Below are 16,503 nucleotides of genomic sequence, written 5' to 3'. Positions count from 1 at the left end.
TTTTGAGATACAGTTATCCTAATAGGTGATTTTTTAGTCATTTAATTAGTATTTTAAGTAGGGAGGGTATCATGGCCAAGAGGTACTGCCAGCTGTTCGAGAGATGAAGGATTTTGAAAAAATGCTAGATAGCGGATATGAGTATGGGGTGTTTTTGGATATTCATATTTCTAGGCTGAAAAGCTGTTATAAGCTTGCTGACGAGCATCAGAAGAAAATGTTTTTACATATAGATTTGGTGCAAGGACTTAAGAGTGACGAGTATGCGACAGAATACATTTGCCAAGAGATGAATCCTTATGGAATTATTTCAACAAAAGGAAACGTGATATTGAAGGCAAAGCAAAAGAAGGTAAAAGCCATTCAACGTGTCTTTTTATTAGACTCTAGTTCACTAGCTAAAAGTTACTCTCTCATTGAGCGCACGAAACCTGATTATATTGAGGTATTACCAGGTTTAATGCCGAGAATTATTAGAGAGGTACGAGATAAAACCCAAAAAGAGATTTTTACAGGTGGATTAATTTCTACTGTGGAGGACGTAGAGCTTGCCATTCTTGCAGGGGCGTCTGCGATTACGACTTCTAATAAAATGCTTTGGAAGCACTTTGAGCCATCTGAGCAAAAAGGATTGTAAAAGAAAGCATTTTCAAATATAGTAAAGATAAGTTGATAGCTGTGGCGGAGAATTTGGAGTCCCACGTAAAACACTTTTGAAATAAAGGAGTTTTTCGTTGGGTCTTTTTGATTAGAATAATCGTTCACTATACTAAAAAATAAGGAGATCACCACATATGGAAAAATACATTTTATCGTTGGATCAAGGGACGACCAGCTCACGGGCCATTCTTTTTAATCATAAGCGTGAAATTGTGCATGTATCTCAGCGGGAATTCACGCAATACTTTCCGAATCCTGGATGGGTTGAACATAACGCAAATGAAATATGGGGTTCGATTGTTGCTGTTATTTCCACATGCTTAGCGGAGGCTTCTATAAAGGCAGAACAAATTGCAGGGATTGGGATTACGAACCAGCGTGAAACAACGGTTGTTTGGGATAAGGAAACGGGTCATCCTATTTATCATGCCATCGTATGGCAATCCAGACAATCTGCAGCTATTTGTGACGAATTAAAAGAAAGCGGATACAATTCCCTATTTCGTGAGAAAACAGGTTTGTTAATAGATGCTTATTTTTCAGGTACAAAGATAAAGTGGATTCTTGACCATGTGGATGGTGCTAGAGAGAGAGCAGAACGTGGAGAACTTTTGTTTGGCACCATTGATACATGGCTTATTTGGAAACTTTCAGGTGGGAAGGTTCATGTGACGGATTACTCGAATGCCTCTCGTACATTGTTGTTTAACATTCACGAATTGTCATGGGACGAAGAACTACTTTCCATTTTGAACATTCCTAAATCACTTCTACCAGAGGTTCGGCCATCTTCAGAAGTTTATGGTTATACTGTGCCTTCTGTCTTCTTTGGTCAAAGCATTCCAATCGCTGGTGCAGCGGGTGACCAACAGGCAGCTTTATTTGGCCAAGGTTGTTTTGAACGTGGAATGGCAAAGAACACGTATGGTACAGGGTGCTTTATGCTTATGAATACAGGGGAGAAAGCAGTCACGTCAGATCATGGATTGTTAACAACCATTGCATGGGGGTTAAATGGAAAGGTAGAATATGCACTTGAAGGTAGTATATTTGTCTCGGGTTCTGCCATCCAGTGGCTTCGTGATGGGCTACGTATGTTAAAGGATGCGAAAGACAGTGAAGATTATGCCCAGAGAGTAGATTCCACAGAGGGTGTATATGTGGTTCCTGCTTTCGTAGGACTTGGTACGCCTTACTGGGATAGTGATGTAAAAGGGGCTGTTTTTGGTTTAACGAGGGGGACGTCAAAGGAGCATTTCATTCGTGCCACATTAGAATCGCTAGCTTACCAAACAAAGGATGTACTTCACGAAATGGAAGAACATTCTGGGATTCCATTAAAAGCGTTAAGGGTTGATGGTGGTGCAGTAAAAAATAATTTTCTCATGCAATTTCAAAGTGATATCTTAAATGTTCCTGTTGAGAGACCTGTCATCAATGAAACGACCTCACTTGGTGCCGCCTACTTAGCGGGATTAGCTGTGGGTTTCTGGGATAGCCAAAAGGAGATTTCAGAGGAATGGTCAATGGAAACATGCTTTACACCAAAAATGGCTGAAACTACACGAGAAAAGCTTTATGGAGGTTGGAAAAAGGCCATCCAGGCGACTATTGCTTTTAAATAATTCAGAAATATGGTATCATAATCTTAAGTTAATATTTCGGTTGGAGACACTGGAGAGACCAAAACAATCAATGGCTATAGCTGTTGCATATGTTTTGGTCTTTTTTCGTTATCTTTCTCTAGCACACTTGCTACCTGAGGTTGAACCAGGATTGTTGTACTTTCTTTACAAAGGAGGAGGACCATGAAAATGACATTCACTAGCCTATATAGAGAAGATATTTTAAAGAAGATGAGCAGTTCACAATTGGATGTACTTGTGATTGGTGGAGGGATAACTGGGTGTGGAATTGCATTAGATGCCGTTACAAGGGGATTAAATACAGGGCTGGTTGAGATGCAAGATTTCGCAGCAGGAACATCTAGCCGTTCCACTAAATTAGTTCATGGAGGTTTAAGATACCTCAAGCAGTTTGAAGTGAAGATGGTAGCAGAGGTAGGAAAGGAACGAAAAGTGGTTTACGAAAATGGTCCACATGTGACTACACCTGAATGGATGCTACTTCCTTTGCACAAAGGTGGTACATTCGGAAAAATCTCGACATCCATTGGTCTGCGTGTATACGATTATCTTGCTGGCGTGAAAAAGAGTGAAAGAAGACGTATGCTAAGTGTGGAAGAAACCATGAGGAAGGAACCACTTATTAAGAAGGAAGGATTAAGAGGTGCAGGCTACTACGTGGAGTATCGAACAGATGATGCACGCCTAACAATCGAAGTATTAAAAGAAGCAGTGAATCAAGGTGTTAGAGCTGTCAATTATGCAAAGGTTACAGAGTTAGTATATGAGAATGGTAGGTTAGTCGGGGTCCTGGTTTTTGACCAAATTACGGGAGAATCTTATAAAATCTTTGCAAAAAGAGTTGTGAATGCCACGGGTCCTTTTGTGGATACTTTACGGGAAAAGGATCAGTCAAAAGATAAGAAAAACCTGCGTTTAACAAAGGGATCTCATCTTGTTTTTAATCAAAGTAAATTCCCTCTTGGGCAGGCTGTTTATTTTGACACTCCAGATGGTCGTATGATTTTTGCGATTCCAAGAGAAGGAAAAACCTATATCGGAACGACTGACACTTTTTATGATAAAGATGCTGTGAATCCGAAAATGACAGTAGAGGATAGAACTTACATTTTGAACGCCATTGACTATATGTTTCCTACTGTGAAAGTTTCAGAGGTTGATATCGAATCCAGCTGGACTGGGGTAAGACCGCTTATTTATGAAGAGGGGAAGGACCCTTCTGAAATATCTCGGAAAGATGAAATATGGGAATCATCTTCTGGCCTAATTACGATAGCTGGTGGAAAACTAACAGGATATCGCAAAATGTCCGAAATGATTGTAGATTTGCTGGTTCGTTCATCTGATTTTGCATCGAATGACTCTGTCAAAAAAAAGTCCCAGACCAGAAATATGCCCATTTCAGGTGGCCATGTCGGAGGGTCAAAGAATTTTCCTCAATTTGTTGCCTCTCACTTACTTGAGGCTGAAAGGGTAGGGTTTACAAGAGATCAATATCAATATTTGGCTAACCTTTATGGTTCAAATATAAAGGAACTATTTCATATAGCGAGGGATTATGACCCGAAAAATAAGTACGGATTACCAATTGATGTTTATGTGCAAATTGTTTACAGTATTCATTTTGAAATGACATCTAAGCCCATTGATTTCTTCATTCGTAGAACGGGAGCATTATTCTTTAACATAGATTGGATTCATAGCTGGAAGAAACCAATTTTACTATTTATGGCAAATGAACTAAATTGGACAGAGAAACAATTATATGATTGGACACTTGAGCTTGAAGACGAATTGCATGATGCGATCCATCCAATATAATAGAGAGAATAACGTCGAAATTTTTAATAGAATTTTCTAAAAATAAACTTGGCTTTAGTCTACAAGTCTCTATACTATGAGTAAGTTGATAATTGTGAATGGAGAAAATGGAGGCTCACATGATGTTGCTTTTTTAGTGCTACTACTAAAAGAGTCGGTATTATGTGGGCCTTTTCTCTATTTTGGCCATTCAATGTTACAAAAGGAAAGGAGCCATACAAAACGTTTAAGAAAAATGAAAGCGCACCTAAATGTATATGCGTGTGGGGAATATGATCAAATTGGGGGGATAATTGTGAAGAAAAACTTTTTTTCTAGTAAGCTAGCAGTCATTCTATCTTTGATTATCGTTTTAGTAAGCAGTCTTGTAGCACATTCTGTACAGACTAACTTCGGGAGCGTCACAGTAAAAGATGTTCGTTTTGTTGGAAACAATGGAAATCTACTAAGCGCAAAATTGTTTACACCAACAGGTATGAATCCACAAGAAAAACAACCAGCAATCTTGACCATGCATGGTTATATAAATACGAGAGAGGTTCAAGATTCATTTAACATCGAATTCGCCAGACGCGGATATGTTGTCTTAGCAATGGATATGCAAGGTCACGGCTATTCTGAGCAAGAGCCTGTTGAAGTGACATCACGAGGTGCAATAGCAGGTTTAACGTACTTAAGAGGTTTAGGATTTGTTGATCAAGAAAAGATTGCTGTCGAAGGACATTCAATGGGTGGTTGGTCTACGTTAGCTGCAGCAACGACAAATCCAGAGTGGATTCACACGGTGATTCAAGTTGGATCCTCAACCGAAACATATGGTGCTGGAGAAGTAACAGCCGATACAGAATTTAACTATGCCATTGTGTTTGGGAAGTATGACGAATTTGCAAAGCTCATGTGGGAGGTTCCACAAGCAAAACAAATAGCAGATACAGATAAAATTAAAAAGGTATTTGGAACAGAAGAATCAGTAACACCTAAACAGCTGTATGGATCATTTGAAGACCAGTCAGCACGTACCTTATATATTCCAAATGAAACACATCCTTCTAACCACTAGTCGACAGAATCAACTGGTTATGTGTTGGATTTTTTGCAACAAGCCATTCCGGCACCAAATCCAATGGACTCGTCCGATCAGATTTGGAAAATAAAAGAGTTTAGTACACTAGCAGCCATGGTGGGTGCTTTCATGTTCTTATTCTCATTTGCAGCCAACCTATTAAGCACAGGATATTTCAAAACCTTGGTACGAGGTGTACCAGTATTTAAAGGATATAGTACAAAGGGCACATGGATTGTTGGAGCCATTATTGCAGCAGCAATTCCAGCACTGACATTCTTTCCTTTCCAAGCGTGGGGAACAGCATGGCTACCAGTAAATAGCTTCTGGCCCCAATCTTTAACCAACGGATTTGTTGTATGGGTTCTACTCAACGCTGTGATTGGTGTGGTGCTCTTCCTTGTTTGGCATAATGTTAGTAACAAAAAACAGGGCGGGAATTCCTATCACTATGGTATTTCTCATTCTAAGGATGGATTCGAATTAGATATCAGATCCATCGGAAAATCAGCACTACTAGCAATTACAACAGTTGGGGCGTTTTACTTATTAACAGTCCTAGCGCATGCAGCATTCTTAGTTGATTTCCGAATTTGGGTCATGGCATTCAAACCAATGAATGGGTCCCAATTTATCATCATGGTTAAATATTTAGCACCATTCTTACTTTTCTTCTTAGTGAACGGAGCATTGTTACATGGTCAAATGCGTTTAAGAGAAAGTTCGACAGAAGGAAAAACGGCATGGAAGTGGTTCTTTGCGAGTGTAGGAATTAATACATTAGGAATTGTTGTTCTACTCTTAATGGCCTATATCCCTCTTTTCGTAAATGAAGAGATGGATGTTGCTAAGTCACTTCTAAACATCGTAGCATTCCAATTTGTATTTATTAACTTTTTAACTGCTCTGATTTCAACCTTTTTTTTCAGAAAGACAGGCAGCATTTTCACAGGAGCTTTCGTCAATGCCCTACTCGTTACATGGTACATTATTTCCGGTCAAGCGGTTCAATTTGCGGGCCAAGAAGCTTCAGTCGGTAGTAGTGTAGCAATCTATATTGTAAGTGCACTCGTCGTGCTAGTTACACTTGTTTTAAAAGGAAAAAAGGGCAATGATGTTCAAAATCAGGATACGACAGTTTCTAATTAATAGGTAGATAAAAAGGGAGAGCCTTCTGGCTAAGTAGTTCAGTTATTGTGGAGAAACCACTAAATAAACTGTCCAAATAACAATGGAATTCTCTACATAGATCACATGATCACATAGTATTTAGCATAAAAAAACTCAGAACTATAAATGGCTCTGAGTTTTTCTTTTTGACTGTTGTAAACGTTGTTGCTTTTAACAGATGTAGGATATAAAGTTTGTCCGCTGATTTTTCGTTGCAGGCACTTGCTCCCCGCGGAAAGCAAGTGCCTGGCACAGTGGTCAAATGGTACACCAGTAACTGCTCAAGATTTTGTCTATGCTTGGCAAAAGGTAGTTGACCCAGCTACAGCTTCACAATATGCCTTTATACAATACAATACTTTTTATTTTTCCAACACTTTTATCCTTTTTCCTATACTAATTCGGGAAAAAAGAGTAAGTTCTACTAACGGGTTCGGTTCAGGGAGAGAAAAATTGAAATATCATAACAAATGGCATAGAAAAAGGATAGCGAATTCGCTATCCTTTTGACATTAATAATCGAATATTTTCATTACAATATTATTTTACTGATGATTTTGCCATTTAAATCGATTTTATATTGTGCAACTTCTTTACCTTTTGGTTCTTCTTCATCAGATGTAATCGTTACAATCCATACATTATATTTTTTATCCTTGATTGAATCTAAGATTTCTAGACTCTCAGGTGTGATTACTCCGTCTTCATTAAGATGTTCCATATTGCTTTCTAGTTTTAAATCTTCTAAGGCAATTTCCTCAGCTTTTTTTTGTGAAATGCCTTCTTCGACTTTTGGTGCACATCCGACTAGGATTGAAAATAATGCTAATAACACAATTAATTTTTTCAAGTGTATATCCCCCTTAATATTTAATTTACAAATGCGTGGTTTAAATCCACCGTCTTTAGACGGTATACGCTTTTAGCCTTATCTTTAAATGTCCATACTACAGTAGAGGTGAAAGTATGGACGGTTATCAAAAAAGTAGTCATGCTGTATTTGATATAAAATACCACGTTATCTGGGTCACAAAATATAGGTATAAGGTTTTGCATGCTCCAATTGCCAAAAGAACACGAGAGCTAATAAGGCAAGGATGCGAAGCCAGAGGGATCACTATTCTGCAGGGAAGTGTGGGCAAAGAACATCCACCTGTTATTATCGTGTCCTCCAAGCCTTGCGCCAAGTAAGATTATGCAGTACCTAAAAGGACGATCATCCAGGCTTATACAAGATGAATTTCCAGAACTCAAGAAAAGATTCTGGGGACAACATTTGTGGGCAAGAGGGTACTTCTGTGCAACAGTTGGCAATGTCACTGAGGAAATTATTAGAAACTATATAGCTAACCAGTTTAGTGAGGGAAAAGATGAAATATTCAAGATTGAAGAATGAGTTTAGTCTAATTTAGTATGCTTTTAGCACAAGGACTTTGAGAAGACTTCAGTCTTGATATACGACTTTAGTCGTTGACATTTATGTCTAAATCCACCTGCTTTAGCAGGTGGTCGTTTAATGTCCCTTGTATTTATTTTAACATAAAAAGTCAAATCCATTATATTAAATAAAGCCAATCTAACGTAGATATATTATATCTTTCAAGTCAAAAACCTTTTTTGCTATCCCTAGTCTTTGAGCAGGTGCTTCATTTGTACCATTGGGTGTCTTGTAAAGAAGGCAGAAGTTATAATATGTTCTAAGAATGGTTAAAGCCATCTGAACATACTTTGGATTAAAATTAAAATAGATATAACTTTTGCCATCTCCACGAGCAGTCGTTATAGGTCTTTCTAAAATAGACAATCTTCTCCGAATGTGTTGAATAAAGGTATTCGTTTCATTATCATTTGCATTCATAATCAACGCTGCTGCATCTTTTGGTTCAAAAATAGATAGATTCGTAGTGCAATCTACCGAACGCAAACCTCTATCTATTGTGGTGAGTAGATGCAAGATAGAATTATCTGCATATTCTAAATGCGTTCCTGAAGAAGAGGAGACTTCTTTTATGAAAATAATGGTGTTCGAACAATTCTTGCAATTGCAAGGATGCCAACTTTCTTAAAGACCTTGTTCCATATCCTCGCATCTTTCCCCAACTAATTAAATCAACTCTCACTTACAGAAATTCCTTACGAACCTCTTTCCTTGTTTTCGTTTTATCTGTTTGACATAAAAAATGTTGAACATTGCTGAGACGTATTTCCTTCGAAAATACCCGATTAATAGAGGTCATAAGAGAATTGTACTCAACGGTCACAAAACGCCACTCAAAAGCTCTTACAAGCTGTTTAATGAACCATAGGTGAGCGATGGTTGTATAAGTGGAACCAACATGTAATCCATCTGTATAATTCATTCTTCGTTCCACTTGAGCCAACTTTTTATAATAGTCAGATTGACTTTGCATATCATTAGCAGATGCAAAAACAACCCTAACCACTGACTTAGTGGCACGTTTTGAAGCGAAGCAAGAAGCAGAACGCATTTTATTAGAAGAGGATGCGGCCATAGCGCCACTTTATCAGGTTGGAACTGCACAATTACAGCAACCATACGTGAAAAACGTATATAGAAACTCATTTGGCCCTGACATAGTTATAAGTGGGCATCTATTGAAAAATAAATGAATAGAAGTTTGACTTGAAACTAGATGAATACTAAAGCATTAACTAAGTTATTACCTGAATAATTATTTTAAAAATACACAACCTACTTTTGTTTAGGAGGTGAATAAAATTGTCAGATAAAAGTGTTTCAAAAGGAATTAAAAACACAGCTGGAGCGGCATTTCATACCGTTCATAGTGCATTAGAAACAACAGAGAATATTGCAATGGGTGCGGTAGACGCAACAACGAATGCTGTTAAAAATTTAACAGGTAATGAAGACAACAATAGAGGTCACCGTGACAATGAATAAAGGCTAAATTAGCCTCCGGTTATAAACTATGAATGAAATAAAATGAAGTGTATTACTTATTTTAGGGAAGGTGCAATTGTATTGCACCTTTTTATAATTGAAAAAAATAATCGGAAGCTGGAACAGCTTACGCCAGAAAACGAGAAATATTATAGTGTATACTTCTATATATTCGTTTGCAATTAACACTATTAGAGCAGCTCTCCGAGGGAGTTTTTAAGGATTGCTAGATCATCTAGTAGACAGGAAACGTGGAGGTAAAACTTCATGGGAGATTTTTGGTATTGACCCTAAGCTCTATGCAGACTAAATCATCCAGAAATTACAGAAGGAAAAAAAGCGAGATGTGATTCTGTTTATAATGTAGGTGGAACTTTATGGGCTACCAACTTTCTTATGAAAATAATAAGATATTGTAAAAATACTGCCTTATGAATAGAAGCGCCTAGTGATGAGAGATGTTTCACATTAGATTTGCATTTACTACAGCAATTATATATTGGCTCTCAATCTTAGGGATAAGCAAGGCTTATCAAGACACTCAAACAATATTAACAATAATACCTGCTTGTTTTCTAATTTTATTAATTATATAATAAGCCATTTCAAGGATCAGTAATGTGGAAAAGGATGAATAGTAGTATAGAAAAATTAAGAAAAATCAGCTCTAATTAAATTAGTCCACAAAGAATATAAAGTTTGTTAATTTTATGTAAATCACGTTCTGAAAGATAGAAAAACTAATATTATAGACTAGTAAATTGATATAATGAGTGAGGAAAATGTTATCTAAAGAGAAAGTTGTATTATTAACCTTGTCATTGCTGTTAGGTCTATTAGTATCAGTTGGGTTTTCTGTAACTACTGAAGGAAGTATTAATGCGAATGTGGTAAATCTGTTTGAGAAATATCAGAATAAAGAGGAGAACGATCTTATTAAGGATATTAAGAAACTTAACAAAACAGAAATCATAGCAGAGATTAACTTATTGTCAGATGGTAATAGTGATATTTTAATTTCAAGTAGTATTTTGATTCCTTTTGCAAGTGCATTGGTAGAGAAAAAATCAGAGATTAGTAATGAAGAAATCATTAATCAAATTACAGAAGAAAACAATACAATAATAACCAAACATATATTAGTAGATTTATTTTTTCAAAAAAACAGTAACAATAAAGAGGTTAGAAGAGAAATAAAGAGATTATTAGTAGATAATAGAATAGATAAAGCTATAAAAGTCAAAATCCTGATGGATTCTGATGTTGAATCAAGTGATGAGCCAATATTATTAAATAATATCAGTAATAATGATGATGAGATTGCGTTTGTAAGTATGAAAAAGCTATCTCAAGTAAATCTTGAAAAGGCATATGAAATTTCTAAGGAAATAATTAAAAACAAAGATACTGAATCAAAACATAAAATATCTGCTGCTTTAAAAGCAACATCAAAGTTCTTAAATGAAAACAAAGATAATCATGATTATGATGAGTTAGAAGCAAGCTTCATTGAAGAAAGTAAATCAGTTATGGCAAAGACTGAAGATAAGTTTTTATCAGACTCAGCCTTTTTTTCAATCTCTGATTTAATGAGTGAGAATGCTATTCTGAGTATTATTGTACCAAGGGTATGCAGTTTATCGAGATGGAGTGTTTTTTAACTATGAATGGCACGTAGGGCTTATGGATGAACCTAAAAGTACAGATTTCTTACCAGTTGTTCACCATCATGGAACGGGATATGTGAAATGGGCATCTTGGAGTGACTTTTTAGATGGTTATAATTTTAAAGGTGTATACAAACCAAAATCATATACTTCATCTTCCGACAGGGACTTATTTGTTTCTATGGGAAGAAGATTAGTTACAGAAGCCATATCCTATAATGTTGGTTATCAAGTTTATTATGATACTGGAGCATCAGGCTCTTGGGTAGAGGCTGATGAGATAACTTCAATGAGATGTGATGGAGTGGTGGAGTGGATTTATGAATGGTATGGGCATAGAGTATACGGTAGTGATACTAAATGGGATGTTTCAAAAGCTGATTATTGGATTAGAGATCACCATGGGGGAACTCTTATAACCCCTAAAAGGCAAAAAGATTATATGAGCTTAGTTACTGCTAGTACGCCTAAGTAAAAAGAAATAAAATAATATAGTCATCGGTAAGTTTTATATTCATATGGCTACTATATGGGATATTTCTTGGGTACAGGAAAAGAAGAAGTTTTATAAAGTTTTCTTCTATATATTGGAGCGTAGGAGCTATATTGTTTGTTTTTGGTCACTTCAGCCAATTTATACTACTCGCAATTCCTACTGTTTTTATTTTCGCAGGCCCTATTTATGGATTAAGATATTATATAGATATCCCTCCAGACATCGGTTTGGCTCTTCTAAGTATTCTTATCGCTTATTTGACAAGCTTAGTTGGTTTTTTTATAGGTCAAAAAATATCCAAGGCTTCTTAGTTTCAATATGAAAACCCTGAGAAATAGTCAGGGTTTTTCATGTCATTTTAGATTTAAATGTTTTTGCTTTTCGAAGGGCTTTTACTAATGAAAAACACATGGAAATCATTACTATGGATAGTGGGAAGGCACACTTACAATGATCTCTCTTTGCATGGCATTCAGGCTACCATATGCCATGCAAACCGCAGATAAAGATTCCAATCAAAGCTAAGCAAATCTCTCCCGACAGTCTTAATAATCCTTCTGACCCAGATGAAACCTAACGTTCGAAGAATGGGAAAGGTGATGTTGGCTAAACGCCCTATTCAGCAGCAAAAGAAAGCCAACACTGTTCGATATACCAAAAACAAATTACAGACTGATAAAGTAAGAAGTCATATGAAAGGTGAGCGACATCGAGAATTAGCCAATTTTAGAGCAGGTACAGAGGGAATAATTTCTACAGAGGATTCAAAATAGACGATATCCCTGTCCTTGGTTTAGTTCGCTCAAAAATCTGGATTCATACCAAAATATTAGCATATAACTTCAGAGCAGTGAGCAAATACGGGGCAATGGCCGCTTAAGGAAAGAATGGTTTTCCCGTTTTTAATCTGAATTTCCAATAACTTGTAAAACGAAGTATTTGACTGTTCATGAACCCCTCAAAACTTTTTAAATACCTACCTTTTTGGGGTTAAATCTTTTAATAAATAATGATCCCACTAACTCAGAACAAGTAATCGTGGTTGTAGATGCAAACAGAGTTGATAAACGGGTGAACCATTTGCCCTTGAATTTTCTTCGATTAAATGAATTCTATTACAAAAAGAATACGAGTTGAACGACCCAAAACCGAAGAACTTGAAAAAAATCGAGGCGCATAAGTGAAGCGAAGTGTATGAATTTCTAAAACTGGTTATATATTGATTAGGGGAAGAAACAAAATTTTGAAAAAGATGAGAAGCAAAAAAGAAATGTGCCAAAAGGTAGATTAATTCGTGTCAAATAGGGCAAAAGATAGATAGAGAGAGTTTTCTGGGAGGAAGAAGTTGTGTGAGGTTATTATTAGATTCCAAGACAGATGTGCAGCGCAAGAAGTACGGGGAGCTCTTGCAAGAGCTAAAGCACGCTACCACAGTGAAAGAGGTAAGGCTAATTGCAGCGGGAATCCATAAGCTGTTAGATGAAATAGAAGAGGTTAATGAATGAGTGAAACCTTCAACTTTCTTTCAAAATTTCTGTAAATCAATAAAAAAAAGGTAATATTGCGACAAGGATAAACATGCAGAATGGGTAATTTTTCCTTTAAGCCAGGAAATGGAGCTTTTAAAGAATCGTGCCGATGTGATCAACACATCATATCTTGAATTCAAGATAAATATACAGTACTATATACCCATCAGATATAAAGGTGGTTATATAAATGTATGAAGTGAAGATTGTCGATCAATCAAAGAAAATCATTGGGTTAAAATGGGTAGGACCACTTGAACCAGAGCATGTAGAACAAGCAAACAAAGAGCTTGAGAAACTCATTACAAGTCTAAGGAGTTCAACATTTGACCTGGTAGTTGATATGAGAGAATCTGGGGTACTAAAAACAGAGACTCAAAAGAAGCTTGAGGAACATCAAAGATGGCTACTAACAAAGGGAATGAACCGAGCTGCTGTTGTATTTAAGAGTGCTGTTGTAAAGCTGCAGCTTTCACGAACAGCAAGGAATTCGGACCATAAAAATGAGTTTCATTTTGACAACTATGATGATGCGTTGAATTTTTTATTAAAAGCTTAATACATCCAATACATTCATAAAACCTAATTCACATACATACCTTTAGCTTGTATGATAACTTTCATAAAAGCTGGGATGCTGTATTTGAAAATTTTACGATTAGGGTCATGCCATTTATTTGTTAACAAGTCAGAGTGAAAAAAGTATTTAATTGATTCGTTTTCTGATAGAAATCCAGGGTGTCCATTGACAAGCAATACTTGATGCATTTTTAAGTGAATTGCCTGTAGTGGAAATGATGATGAATCGAGATAGTGAACTCCAACTAGCACTAGAGGGTGATTCATCAACAAAGGTTGTTGTAATGGGGTATGGGGAAGAAGTGTCGTTCTAGGTAGTAGATTGAACTCATAAATGAAACAAGGTTTGCTATATAAAATGGCAGGCTTTTTTCAATTATTTTATGATGGAAAAATCAAAGTGTAATATCTTGTTATATACTTAAGATACATACAAGTAAAAGGGGAATCCGATATGTATATACCAAAGTCATTTGAAATAAAGGATACCGAAGTGATATATGACATGATTGAAAAATACAGCTTCGCAGCTATGTTTTCACAGCACAATGGTGGACCTTATGCTACCCATCTCCCTTTAACTTTAGACCGTGAAAAGGGAATTCTCTATGGACATATTGCACGCCAAAATACACAATGGAAAGACATTGAGGACCATGAAGTCCTCGCTATTTTCCAAGGACCTCATAGCTATATCTCCCCTTCCTGGTACGAGACAAAAACAGCAGTGCCTACATGGAATTATGTAGCTGTTCATGTTTATGGCCGTGTCGAAATGATGGAAAGTGATCAAGAGTTAATGGATACGTTACGAGATCTTGTTAGAAAATATGAAAGACCTGATAGTTTGTACAATCTTGATGAAGTTGAGCCGAGCTATGTTGAGGCTTTAAGTAAGGGAATTGTTGGTTTTAAAATAAAGATTACTAGAGTCGAAGGAAAGCAAAAGCTGAGCCAGAACCATTCATTAGAGCGTCAAGATCTTGTTATCGGGCAGCTTGAGCAAATCCCGAGTGAGGATAGTCATAAGATTGCTCAATTGATGAAAAAGCAACAGGGGTAATTATTACATGTAAAAAGGTGACCTTCTTTGAATCCATCCTTAAATTTAGTACAATGTAAGAATAAATCCGACCCCGAGAGGAATGAAAACATGTCCATTCCCCAAGAAGAACGTAAATACTCTTATGCTGATTATCTAGTATGGGACGAAGATCGAATTGAAGTAATTGATGGAATAGTCATTAATATGACACCGGCTCCATCTCGAAAGCATCAACAAGTCCTAAGAGAGATATCGACTGAGTTTTCACTTTTCCTTCGAGATAAAGAATGTGAAGTCTTTTTCGCCCCTTTTGATGTCCGACTGCTTTCAGAAGGAAATAAGGATGATGAAACATACAATGTTGTTCAGCCTGATTTAACTGTAATATGTGACAAGGAAAAGCTAGATGAAAAGGGCTGTAAGGGTTCGCCTGATATCATTATTGAAATTCTTTCACCTGCCTCTGTTAAGATAGACCGATGGAAGAAATATCAGCTATATGAGAAAGCTGGAGTAAAGGAATATTGGATTGTTGACGTAAACAACGAATCAGTAGAAGTGTATTACTTAGAAGACAAACAGTTCGAATTTCATGGAGTTTTTACGAGAGAAGACACCATGTCGGTTCTTACAATAAAGGGATTAGAATTAAACTTGAATACTATTTTTGGAGTTTAACAATTAGAAGAATGCAAAAGAAGACGATTTTCTTTAATAGAGGGAATCGTCTTCTTTTATTTGCATTATTTTACCGGAGAAGTCTCTTAATAACTGTCACTTTAGGACATAATATGGTTGTGTATTTGAGGAGGCAAGAGATGATAGATCGTATATGTACAATTGGACCAGCAAGTAAAAATCAGGAAGTTCTGGGCGAATTAATAGACCACGGAATGACAATCGTCCGTTTAAACCTCTCGCATGGTGATCATGAAAGTCATAAAAATGTAATTGATCTTGTGAGACAATTAAGTAAAGAAAAGAATAAGGAAATAAAAATACTAGCCGATCTACAAGGACCGAAAATAAGAATAGGTAAATTGAAAAGGGAGAACATAATCCTTCAAGTAGGTAGCGGATTTAGCCTAACTACTCGAGAAATAGAAGGCGACGAACGGGAAGTAAGTGTGGACTACAAAGGTCTTGCATTAGATGTCAAAGTGGGCAGCCGCATTCTTATTAATGACGGCGGAGTTGAGTTAAACGTAACAGAAGTGGACAAAGATTCTATAACAACAATCGTAATGAGAAGCGGAAAGATTTCGTCTCGTAAAGGTGTCAATGTTCCTGGAACAACTCTTTTGCTGCCGGCGATAACAGAGAAAGATAAAAAGGATATGCAATTTCTAATCGAGGAGCAAGTCGATTATATGGCGTGTTCTTTTATTAGGAAGCCAATTCATCTTGAGGAAATTAAGAAATTTGTTAAAGAAAGAACAGCAACTCCTCCCAAACTAATGGCAAAAATAGAAACGATGGAAGCCATACAAAACTTCAAAGAAATCTGTGATCAGTCAGATGCCATTATGATTGCGAGAGGAGACCTAGGAGTTGAATTGCCATACTATTGGATACCTTTATTACAAAAAGCGATGATAGCTGAATGTAACAAGATTGGTAAATTTGTTGTGACAGCAACACAAATGCTACAATCTATGACTGAAAACTCTATTCCAACTAGAGCAGAAGTAACGGACATCTTTCAAGCTGTCCTAGATGGAACGAGTGCTGTTATGCTATCAGCAGAGAGTGCATCTGGAAGCCATCCCGTTGAAAGTATTGAAGCATTGAAGATTGTCTCTCAGTTTTCTGAAGTTGTCCGGAAATATGAACCTTTTGATTTTGAGGATATGATAAAACTCATCAATCAAGAATTACTTGTCGAAGAAGAATAATAGTAGTTG

General features: G+C 36.6%; 17 protein-coding genes and 2 pseudogenes. 16 read left to right on the top strand and 3 right to left on the bottom strand.

What is annotated here, in order from left to right:
* Positions 1–85: 85 nt before the first annotated feature.
* The 6 genes and pseudogenes from ACOI1C_RS13630 to ACOI1C_RS13605 form a co-directional block, all read left to right on the top strand.
* Positions 86–637 carry a glycerol-3-phosphate responsive antiterminator gene (locus ACOI1C_RS13630; RefSeq protein WP_422511083.1) on the top strand — a complete coding sequence of 184 codons (552 nt, stop codon included), beginning with the start codon at positions 86–88 and terminating at the stop codon, positions 635–637.
* Positions 638–794: 157 nt separating this feature from the next.
* Complete coding sequence (gene glpK / locus ACOI1C_RS13625; protein ID WP_422511056.1) at positions 795–2,285, top strand: glycerol kinase GlpK; 1,491 nt, start codon at positions 795–797, stop codon at positions 2,283–2,285.
* A gap of 189 nt (positions 2,286–2,474) precedes the next feature.
* Positions 2,475–4,127, top strand: a complete 1,653-nt coding sequence (locus ACOI1C_RS13620) for a glycerol-3-phosphate dehydrogenase/oxidase (RefSeq protein WP_422511082.1) — start codon at positions 2,475–2,477, stop codon at positions 4,125–4,127.
* Positions 4,128–4,203: 76 nt separating this feature from the next.
* Entirely contained in the window at positions 4,204–5,187 is a 984-nt protein-coding gene (locus ACOI1C_RS13615) for an alpha/beta hydrolase family protein (RefSeq protein WP_422511055.1), read from the top strand.
* A gap of 24 nt (positions 5,188–5,211) precedes the next feature.
* Positions 5,212–6,339 carry a hypothetical protein gene (locus ACOI1C_RS13610; RefSeq protein ID WP_422511054.1) on the top strand — a complete coding sequence of 376 codons (1,128 nt, stop codon included), beginning with the start codon at positions 5,212–5,214 and terminating at the stop codon, positions 6,337–6,339.
* A 270-nt stretch (positions 6,340–6,609) separates the two neighbouring features.
* Positions 6,610–6,708, top strand: a pseudogene (locus ACOI1C_RS13605) (ABC transporter substrate-binding protein); the annotation flags it as partial.
* Positions 6,709–6,892: 184 nt separating this feature from the next.
* Here ACOI1C_RS13605 and ACOI1C_RS13600 read toward each other — a convergent pair.
* Positions 6,893–7,210: a hypothetical protein gene (locus ACOI1C_RS13600; RefSeq protein ID WP_422511053.1), complete on the bottom strand. Its 318-nt coding sequence runs from the start codon at positions 7,208–7,210 to the stop codon at positions 6,893–6,895.
* Positions 7,211–7,326: 116 nt separating this feature from the next.
* Here ACOI1C_RS13600 and tnpA point away from each other — a divergent pair.
* A pseudogene (tnpA, locus tag ACOI1C_RS13595) lies at positions 7,327–7,756 on the top strand (IS200/IS605 family transposase).
* Positions 7,757–7,936: 180 nt separating this feature from the next.
* Here tnpA and ACOI1C_RS13590 read toward each other — a convergent pair.
* Positions 7,937–8,284: a hypothetical protein gene (locus ACOI1C_RS13590; protein ID WP_422511052.1), complete on the bottom strand. Its 348-nt coding sequence runs from the start codon at positions 8,282–8,284 to the stop codon at positions 7,937–7,939.
* 196 nt (positions 8,285–8,480) lie between these two features.
* Positions 8,481–8,873: a hypothetical protein gene (locus ACOI1C_RS13585; protein WP_422511051.1), complete on the bottom strand. Its 393-nt coding sequence runs from the start codon at positions 8,871–8,873 to the stop codon at positions 8,481–8,483.
* Between the two features lie 227 nt (positions 8,874–9,100).
* On the opposite strand from ACOI1C_RS13585, the gene ACOI1C_RS13580 reads away from it, so the two are divergent.
* The 9 genes from ACOI1C_RS13580 (at position 9,101) to pyk (ending at position 16,494) form a co-directional block, all read left to right on the top strand.
* Positions 9,101–9,283, top strand: coding sequence for a hypothetical protein (locus tag ACOI1C_RS13580; RefSeq protein WP_422511050.1), 183 nt, complete (start codon positions 9,101–9,103; stop codon positions 9,281–9,283).
* Positions 9,284–10,065: 782 nt separating this feature from the next.
* On the top strand, positions 10,066–10,944 hold the full coding sequence (locus ACOI1C_RS13575; protein WP_422511049.1) for a hypothetical protein: 879 nt from the start codon (positions 10,066–10,068) through the stop codon (positions 10,942–10,944).
* A gap of 22 nt (positions 10,945–10,966) precedes the next feature.
* Complete coding sequence (locus ACOI1C_RS13570; RefSeq protein ID WP_422511048.1) at positions 10,967–11,425, top strand: hypothetical protein; 459 nt, start codon at positions 10,967–10,969, stop codon at positions 11,423–11,425.
* Positions 11,426–12,045: 620 nt separating this feature from the next.
* Positions 12,046–12,219, top strand: coding sequence for a hypothetical protein (locus ACOI1C_RS13565; protein ID WP_422511047.1), 174 nt, complete (start codon positions 12,046–12,048; stop codon positions 12,217–12,219).
* A 576-nt stretch (positions 12,220–12,795) separates the two neighbouring features.
* Positions 12,796–12,951, top strand: a complete 156-nt coding sequence (locus tag ACOI1C_RS13560) for a hypothetical protein (protein ID WP_422511046.1) — start codon at positions 12,796–12,798, stop codon at positions 12,949–12,951.
* A gap of 214 nt (positions 12,952–13,165) precedes the next feature.
* A complete protein-coding gene (locus ACOI1C_RS13555) occupies positions 13,166–13,534 on the top strand; it encodes a hypothetical protein (RefSeq protein WP_422511045.1) in 369 nt (122 codons plus the stop codon).
* Between the two features lie 474 nt (positions 13,535–14,008).
* Entirely contained in the window at positions 14,009–14,617 is a 609-nt protein-coding gene (locus tag ACOI1C_RS13550; RefSeq protein ID WP_422511044.1) for an FMN-binding negative transcriptional regulator, read from the top strand.
* Positions 14,618–14,707: 90 nt separating this feature from the next.
* Positions 14,708–15,277, top strand: coding sequence for a Uma2 family endonuclease (locus tag ACOI1C_RS13545; RefSeq protein ID WP_422511043.1), 570 nt, complete (start codon positions 14,708–14,710; stop codon positions 15,275–15,277).
* Between the two features lie 140 nt (positions 15,278–15,417).
* On the top strand, positions 15,418–16,494 hold the full coding sequence (pyk, locus tag ACOI1C_RS13540) for a pyruvate kinase (RefSeq protein WP_422511042.1): 1,077 nt from the start codon (positions 15,418–15,420) through the stop codon (positions 16,492–16,494).
* The last annotated feature ends 9 nt before the right edge of the window (positions 16,495–16,503 follow it).

The sequence above is a fragment of the Bacillus sp. DJP31 genome (genome assembly GCF_049310945.1).
GTDB lineage: Bacteria > Bacillota > Bacilli > Bacillales > SA4 > Bacillus_BS.
Note: the sequence above shows the minus strand (reverse complement) of the source record. Positions and strands in the feature narration are given on the sequence as shown.

Coding starts and splice junctions, on each gene's coding strand:
- glpK (WP_422511056.1), top strand. CDS start 795: ATGGAAAAATACATTTTATCGTTGGATCAAGGGACGACCAGCTCACGG.
- ACOI1C_RS13620 (WP_422511082.1), top strand. CDS start 2,475: ATGACATTCACTAGCCTATATAGAGAAGATATTTTAAAGAAGATGAGC.
- ACOI1C_RS13615 (WP_422511055.1), top strand. CDS start 4,204: ATGAGTAAGTTGATAATTGTGAATGGAGAAAATGGAGGCTCACATGAT.
- ACOI1C_RS13585 (WP_422511051.1), bottom strand. CDS start 8,873: ATGGCCGCATCCTCTTCTAATAAAATGCGTTCTGCTTCTTGCTTCGCT.
- ACOI1C_RS13575 (WP_422511049.1), top strand. CDS start 10,066: ATGTTATCTAAAGAGAAAGTTGTATTATTAACCTTGTCATTGCTGTTA.
- ACOI1C_RS13570 (WP_422511048.1), top strand. CDS start 10,967: ATGGATGAACCTAAAAGTACAGATTTCTTACCAGTTGTTCACCATCAT.
- ACOI1C_RS13565 (WP_422511047.1), top strand. CDS start 12,046: ATGTTGGCTAAACGCCCTATTCAGCAGCAAAAGAAAGCCAACACTGTT.
- ACOI1C_RS13555 (WP_422511045.1), top strand. CDS start 13,166: ATGTATGAAGTGAAGATTGTCGATCAATCAAAGAAAATCATTGGGTTA.
- ACOI1C_RS13550 (WP_422511044.1), top strand. CDS start 14,009: ATGTATATACCAAAGTCATTTGAAATAAAGGATACCGAAGTGATATAT.
- ACOI1C_RS13545 (WP_422511043.1), top strand. CDS start 14,708: ATGTCCATTCCCCAAGAAGAACGTAAATACTCTTATGCTGATTATCTA.
- pyk (WP_422511042.1), top strand. CDS start 15,418: ATGATAGATCGTATATGTACAATTGGACCAGCAAGTAAAAATCAGGAA.